This is a genomic window from Endozoicomonas sp. (assembly GCF_051008435.1).
In the GTDB taxonomy this organism is placed as follows: Bacteria; Pseudomonadota; Gammaproteobacteria; order Pseudomonadales; family Endozoicomonadaceae; genus Endozoicomonas_A.
Map to the genome: position 1 here is coordinate 1 of NZ_JBPCXO010000362.1, position 6,224 is coordinate 6,224.

At 47.3% G+C, this 6,224-nt stretch carries 7 protein-coding genes; 3 read left to right on the top strand and 4 right to left on the bottom strand.

The genetic code is table 11. The features are described from left to right. Nucleotides 1-105: 105 nt before the first annotated feature. Both ACR2PX_RS18180 and ACR2PX_RS18185 read right to left on the bottom strand, forming a co-directional pair. A complete protein-coding gene (locus tag ACR2PX_RS18180) occupies nucleotides 106-261 on the bottom strand; it encodes a hypothetical protein (protein ID WP_434000779.1) in 156 nt (51 codons plus the stop codon). A 38-nt stretch (nucleotides 262-299) separates the two neighbouring features. After that, nucleotides 300-797 carry a flavin reductase family protein gene (locus ACR2PX_RS18185; RefSeq protein WP_434000780.1) on the bottom strand — a complete coding sequence of 166 codons (498 nt, stop codon included), beginning with the start codon at nucleotides 795-797 and terminating at the stop codon, nucleotides 300-302. A 169-nt stretch (nucleotides 798-966) separates the two neighbouring features. Between ACR2PX_RS18185 and ACR2PX_RS18190 the strand changes: the two genes are divergently transcribed. Further along, nucleotides 967-3,348, top strand: coding sequence for a helix-loop-helix domain-containing protein (locus ACR2PX_RS18190; protein ID WP_434000781.1), 2,382 nt, complete (start codon nucleotides 967-969; stop codon nucleotides 3,346-3,348). Here ACR2PX_RS18190 and ACR2PX_RS18195 read toward each other — a convergent pair. Then, nucleotides 3,324-4,268, bottom strand: a complete 945-nt coding sequence (locus ACR2PX_RS18195; protein ID WP_434000782.1) for a D-2-hydroxyacid dehydrogenase — start codon at nucleotides 4,266-4,268, stop codon at nucleotides 3,324-3,326. The two genes, ACR2PX_RS18190 and ACR2PX_RS18195, sit on opposite strands and share 25 nt — an antisense overlap. Before the next feature lie 90 nt (nucleotides 4,269-4,358). Here ACR2PX_RS18195 and ACR2PX_RS18200 point away from each other — a divergent pair, with 90 nt between their 5' ends. Next, nucleotides 4,359-4,601 carry a DUF2789 family protein gene (locus tag ACR2PX_RS18200; RefSeq protein WP_434000783.1) on the top strand — a complete coding sequence of 81 codons (243 nt, stop codon included), beginning with the start codon at nucleotides 4,359-4,361 and terminating at the stop codon, nucleotides 4,599-4,601. 27 nt (nucleotides 4,602-4,628) lie between these two features. Here the strand turns inward: ACR2PX_RS18200 and rlmB are convergent, their stop codons facing one another. Then, a complete protein-coding gene (gene rlmB / locus ACR2PX_RS18205) occupies nucleotides 4,629-5,366 on the bottom strand; it encodes a 23S rRNA (guanosine(2251)-2'-O)-methyltransferase RlmB (RefSeq protein ID WP_434000784.1) in 738 nt (245 codons plus the stop codon). 268 nt (nucleotides 5,367-5,634) lie between these two features. On the opposite strand from rlmB, the gene ACR2PX_RS18210 reads away from it, so the two are divergent. Beyond that, the gene (locus tag ACR2PX_RS18210) at nucleotides 5,635-6,129 is read left to right on the top strand and encodes a hypothetical protein (RefSeq protein ID WP_434000785.1); all 495 of its coding nucleotides are present in this window, start codon (nucleotides 5,635-5,637) and stop codon (nucleotides 6,127-6,129) included. The last annotated feature ends 95 nt before the right edge of the window (nucleotides 6,130-6,224 follow it).

Sequence of the window (6,224 nt, forward strand, 5' to 3'; positions counted from 1 at the left end):
AGAACGAGTCGAATTATTCGATGGATTCGTGAGAATAGTTGACCTATTTAATCGAATTCATCGAATAATTGGGCCGTTCTTTCTGGAATTTAGGCCGAAATAGTCTTAAGTCCGACAGGCTCCTAGCTCCCCCAGAAAAGGAACCGTCCCTATGACTTCACCTGTTGCCGGATTGGTCACACTGGCCAGCTCACCTTCTTCACTGTCCAGCCAATGACCAGCAATATAGGCCTGTTGTTTAAAAAATTCGGTATCTGGCATTTTGATCTCTCCCCGGAACCTCATGAAATGACTTGGTTTTAAGCAGTGACAGGCGCTTCCCAGGCATTCATTTGCCCTCGGCAATACACTAAAGGAACGCTGTTTTGATCCAGATGGATGTATTCAACCTTTCCTACCAGAATGGCGTGATCACCACCGTCGTATTCATTCCAGAGACTGCATTCAATCGTCGCGACAGCACCTTGAATGATGGGAACCCCCGTCTTTCCTTTCGAAACGGCCACTTCCTGGATAGCCTTGGCCTTGGCTTCACCTTTTTTGGCAAAAGCAAAGGCCGGACCTGCCTGATCTGAGGCCAGAATGTTAATGGCAAAGCGTTTTCCCTGAGTCAGAACAGGGTAGGTATCAGAACTGTAATTCGGACAGACAAGCACCAGAGGTGGTGACATGGATACGGCGGTAAAAGCACTGGCAGTCAGACCGGTCACCAGGCCATTGTCATCGTAGGCAGAGACGATGGTGACTCCCGCTGGGAAGGATCCCAAAGCCTGCTTGTAAAGTTCTTCACTGATCATTCTTATTCTTCCTCGGCCCATCAGGTTAGTGACTAAATTATAACGGAACGAACGTTCACCTCAATAAATATAACCAGAAAGAAAACAAACCACTCAAGCTTGGGAACTTCAGTTATTGGAGCAGGTCTATTAGTTGATTGGACTGGATCAAAAGGGAGAGTCACCCGCAATGGATCTGCAGGCAATTACCAAGCCCTCGGGGCCTGTATCATCAGAAGCGTTTGATGAACGTGAGGTTTACCCGTGCGTCAGAAAAAGTTTCGGATTCCATTTCCTCGATACCCTGCCCGTCAAAGTCTTTAGGCTTCTGGAAGCCGATCGAGAACATTTTCTGGGAAAACCCCTGTGCGAACGCTTGAAAAGAGACACCGATGACTGGGATATCTACCGGATTAGTAACGTCAGAAAACCTCTCGACGAACGGAATCCCGAGGATCTCGCACACTGCATGGCACTGGCTTACAGACAAAAAGCCGGATCATGCAAAGACATGCCCGCGACACCCGATGATCCAAAATCCCTGGGTTATAACTGGAAGCACAGCCACTCCACTGATTTAAAGCTGCCGAAAGCAGACCGCTTTGATGAAGGGACACTCATTTCTGTCTTCAACTCAGAAAAATCCAGAACACTGCCCCTAAAAAACCATGAAGAAAAGACCCATCTCAGTCTGAAACCCTGGAAAGGCCTTATTCTTGAAAGAACAACCGGTCAGAATGGCAAGCCCGTCTGGAGAAAGGGAGCCGAATTTGGTGCAGTAAAAGATCAGTATATTCAGAGCAATCCTCTTGTTTTTGATATTCCCAGAGTTTTTGACACTTCGGGTCAGCCTCTGCCTTGCACAGGGACAGAAGGCGAACTCTACCCAACGACAAAAGTCGTTCAAGATTTATTTCAACGTAAACATGGAACAAAACCCGAAGTTTTCAGAAATTCGGAGCAGATGATTCCCTGGCTTGAAGTCTTGGAGGAAGACACAGAGGTCAGCTTTATTGTCCAACACTCTTTTGCCGCCCATATGATTGCAGCCCGGATCATCAGAAAAGGGAATCATCTGGTCTGCTACCTCCATGAAACTCTGGATTCTGGGAACAAGCACTCGGAGGGCATCTATGAAGAAGTCACAAAGGCTCTCGAATCAGCCTTCCCAACCATAAACCGGGTGATGCTCTCCCCTGCCTTTGAAAGCCAAAAAGATTTTTCTTCCTGTGGCGTTTTCACCGAAAAAACCCTGAAAGCCCTGGCCAAGCCGGGCAACGGACTGGATGAATGGCTCCTCAAACAGGCCAAAGTACCTGACACTCCCAGCCCTGTTACACCCGAGGTCAAGAAATCGAAAACGAGCCATCTGATGATTGATCTGGAGGAGTACCCAGCCGTTCTTCTCAAACTCTATCAAGGCCCGGAAAAAGACCTGGACATAGTCGTGCCTGCTGATGCCATAAGTCCTCATGCGGGCCAAAATCTGATGGCTGCAGTGGTTCACAGAAAAAAAGTAAGAGATGGTATTCAAGTCTCACCAGCGATGACTCTTAAGGAATACCGTGCGTATCACAGTCACAAGAAAACCCCCAATGATACGGGTATTGGAACACCAGAACTTGATAGCTGCCTGGTCAGCACGGGGAAGCGTTACAAGATGCTGATGCAGTGGCGTGACCACTTTCTTACTGATACTGGTAGTGCTTCACCAGAAACTGATTCGCCTTCCCTGCTGGACTCCCCTCCTCCCAGAAAGAGAAGTTTTGACTGTAATTCATTTGAGCAGACGGACAGCCCTGAAGGTTCCGATCTAAGCAGTGATAGTTTTAGGATAAAAGAGGAACACAACTATTCACTTTCACCGGATCAATGCCCGCCTGCGGCCAAGAAAAAGTCACCACCTCTCCCAAGAAAAGAAGATGTCGATCAGGATGACGGTCCATCGGTTCTAACTGCGCTAAAGGGTATGACTTCCGACCATGAAGATTCAGGCTCTGATGAGGAGATCAATGAAGAGTTGGGGAATACAGCTGACTCAACAAGAACCCGACATAATATACGTGAAAGGTCTGCAAGAGCCGCGATGGGGCAGTCTTATAAAAGACTTCTGACGGAACTGCCTCTAGACTACCGGTCAGGAGGCTCAAAAGCAGAAATCCTGCGCTCTGCCGTATTATTTATACAAGAAAAATCACTCTGTTTTATGAGTAAAAAAAAGGCTCCTCCCTCAAAAACAGGTGGCAGTAAACAACTAACAAATTCTGTTGAATCTCAAGATGTCATGGGACAAAACAGGAAAGATTATCATAACAAAATAGAGCGAGATCGCCGTGCAGCCATTAACCAATGGATCACTGAATTGGACGCACTGATTCCCTCTTCAGGTAAAAAGAAACGTCCAAAACACATTGTGCTGACAGACACCATCGCTAAAGTTCAAGAACTCAAACAAACAAAGGCAGAGCCTCTTGCCGATGAGAAACAACCGGACGAACACATGCCTTCAAGGGTAGGAAGCCCTGAGCTCATGGAAGTTGAACCCAGTCACACCTCAAGAAAACGTTCATAGTGTTGTGCCGCAAGATTTACCAGCCTCTGTCGCGACTCCTGACTCCCCCACGCACAATGAGGAGTAACAATCAGATTAAGCTGTGATTTCTTGAGCAATACATTCCCATTTCTCGGGGGTTCTTCTGTCAAGACATCGAACCCGGCTCCGCCCAGCTGCCCTGACTCCAGTGCTGAAATCAGTGCACTTTCATCAACCAGTCCTCCCCTGGAGGTATTGATCAGAATAGCGGAGGGTTTCATCAATGAAAGTCTTCTCTGATCGATCAGGTTGGTAGTATTTTCACCCAAGGGACAATGTAAACTGACGACATCCGACTTTTTTAACCCTTCGTCCAACTCAACCCGGTCTTCAGCACCTGTCCCTGAGCCTGGCACTTTTGCCTTCAGCACATTCATCCCGAACGCTTCTGCAAGCCTGGCTGTAGCCTTGCCTAAATCACCGTAACCCACAATCAGAAGTGTTTTGCCTTCCAATTCCATGATCGGATGATTCAACAGACAGAACATATCGCTGTCAGCCCAGGTACCATTAACAGCATCACGGGAGTAGGCAGGAACAGAGCCCGCCAGAGAAAGGATCATAGCCATGGCATGCTGGGCTACAGACGCCGTGCTGTATCGCTCTACATTCTGGACTCTGATCCCTCGCAGATCACAGGCGGCAAGGTCAATGTTATTCGTTCCCGTGGCCAGAACACCGATATATCTCAGATCAGGCAAGGAAGATAACATCGCCTCATCAATGACCACTTTATTGGTGAAAATCGCTACTGCATTACGACAACGGTCAACAACCTCTTCCGAGCGGCTCTGCTCATACATTTCCAGAGGTATTGGAAGATGATGAAAAGCTTCCAGAGATACCTCTGCACCCAGAGTGGCTCGGTCCAATAAAACGACATTCTTTGTCTTACTCACTTTTCTACCTCTGGAACCTGCTTTTATCTGCTTTGAAAACTGCAGCCTGCTATCCTGATACTATGAGAACAGCTTCTGTCAGGAGGTATCATGGAGTCTGCTCATCACACCATGAATGATCTGTTTGATCAGCTTGGATTACCCAGCAGCGATAAAGAAATCGATCTGTTTATCGCAGAACATCAGCGCATTCCGCACAAGACAAAAATTCAACAAGCTGATTTCTTTTCAGACAGTCAGCAGGCTTTTATCAAACAGGCTTTTCACGAGGACGCAGACTGGGTTGTTGTCATTGAACACCTGGACGCTTTGCTTAGAGAAAAACCTTCTTGAAACTCTGCGGGTGATTACAATTCAGTGTTAATTCTGTCTCTGTCTTACCGCCTCAAACAAGCATACACCCGTCGCAACGGATACGTTCAAGCTGCTGACTGAGCCTGCCATGGGAATAAAAATCAGAGAATCACACTTATCACGGGTCAGTCTTCTCATACCCTTTCCTTCTGCGCCCATAACCAGTGCCATAGGACCTTTAAGGTCAGATTGATAGATATCAGAAGAGCTTTCTCCCGCCGTGCCTATCATCCAGATGCCACGCTCTTTCAGCCACTCCATGGTTCGGGAAAGGTTCGTCACCTGAACCAGTGGAACATTTTCAGCGGCGCCACAGGCTACCTTTCGAGCCGTGGCATTCAGGGTGGCTGATTTGTCCTTGGGCGTGACCAGGGCATGCACACCTGCGGCATCCGCTGTTCTCAAACAGGCACCTAGATTATGAGGATCGGTCACACCGTCCAGAATCAGAAGAAAGGGAGGTTCATTCAGGCCATTGAGAAGATCTTCCAGATCACCTTCTCTATACACTTTTGCCTGAGCTACACGGGCAACAATACCCTGATGAACACCTTCAACTTTTGAGTCCAGTCGGGCGCGCTCAACAAAACGCACTGTTACACCCTGACTGCGGGCTTCATCCACCAGCGCATTGATACGTTTATCAGTGCGACCTTTTTGAATCATTAGTTCCAGAACTTTTTCCGGAGAATGTTCAAACAGGCTCTGCACAGCGTGCAGGCCAAAAACAACATCATCACTCATTGCGGGAATTCGTATACAGGTAAGGAATTAGGATTGTTCTGCATATTAGCAGAGCCAACGGCTCGAGTGGAATTTTGATCTACCCGCCAATTCCAGAATTCTCTGTGTACATAAAACGACCAACATCCTAGTATCAGAAAGTACTCAGGGAAAAGGTCGTCATAAGCAGCCGCTAAAAGAGCTGTAGATTCTATGAGTGCATAACAATAATAAAATAATGAAATAATGAAATAATGAAATAATGAAATAATGAAATGGACACCTGACAATGAAAAATCGTCGTCTACCTTTAACGGTGGCTATGATATTGCTCGCCTCGAGCAAAGCTATAGCAATGACCGTTCTCCCTCCACCTGATAACTCAGCTGCTGCCAAAGAGGCCGTTTATTCTCTGGCCCAGGGTTGCTATTCCATACAGTCTCCTGCCACCTCAAAGCATGCCCGTCGTTATCATAACGGTGGCGCTGTGGATAACGGCCTGAGTTATGAACTTAATGCCCACTCCGTGGGAGAAGCAGAAAAGTTCTACCTTAAACCGACTTCTTTCTCTCACTACCTGATTTATGATCGGGACGGACGCTATCTTGCAACCCACCAGCCGCTTCAGGTTTCAGCTGGCAGGTATGCTGGCTCCTATGCAGAATGGAAACTGGATGCCGTGCAAAGCAGTAACGGTCAGTTTGAATATCAAATGCATAATCTTGGCATGAACCGAACACTGCGCCACGGTACTGACCTTAAGTCCCGCTTAACTTTGAGGTAATGAGCGAGCAGGCTGTACTTTTGGTAAGAGAGTACAGTTTTCATACACTTTGCAGTCTAATCTACAGCATCAGCTTGTGTTCATAATTGTTCCGC

Coding starts and splice junctions, on each gene's coding strand:
- ACR2PX_RS18180 (WP_434000779.1), bottom strand. CDS start 261: ATGCCAGATACCGAATTTTTTAAACAACAGGCCTATATTGCTGGTCAT.
- ACR2PX_RS18185 (WP_434000780.1), bottom strand. CDS start 797: ATGATCAGTGAAGAACTTTACAAGCAGGCTTTGGGATCCTTCCCAGCG.
- ACR2PX_RS18190 (WP_434000781.1), top strand. CDS start 967: ATGGATCTGCAGGCAATTACCAAGCCCTCGGGGCCTGTATCATCAGAA.
- ACR2PX_RS18200 (WP_434000783.1), top strand. CDS start 4,359: ATGGAGTCTGCTCATCACACCATGAATGATCTGTTTGATCAGCTTGGA.
- rlmB (WP_434000784.1), bottom strand. CDS start 5,366: ATGAGTGATGATGTTGTTTTTGGCCTGCACGCTGTGCAGAGCCTGTTT.
- ACR2PX_RS18210 (WP_434000785.1), top strand. CDS start 5,635: ATGAAAAATCGTCGTCTACCTTTAACGGTGGCTATGATATTGCTCGCC.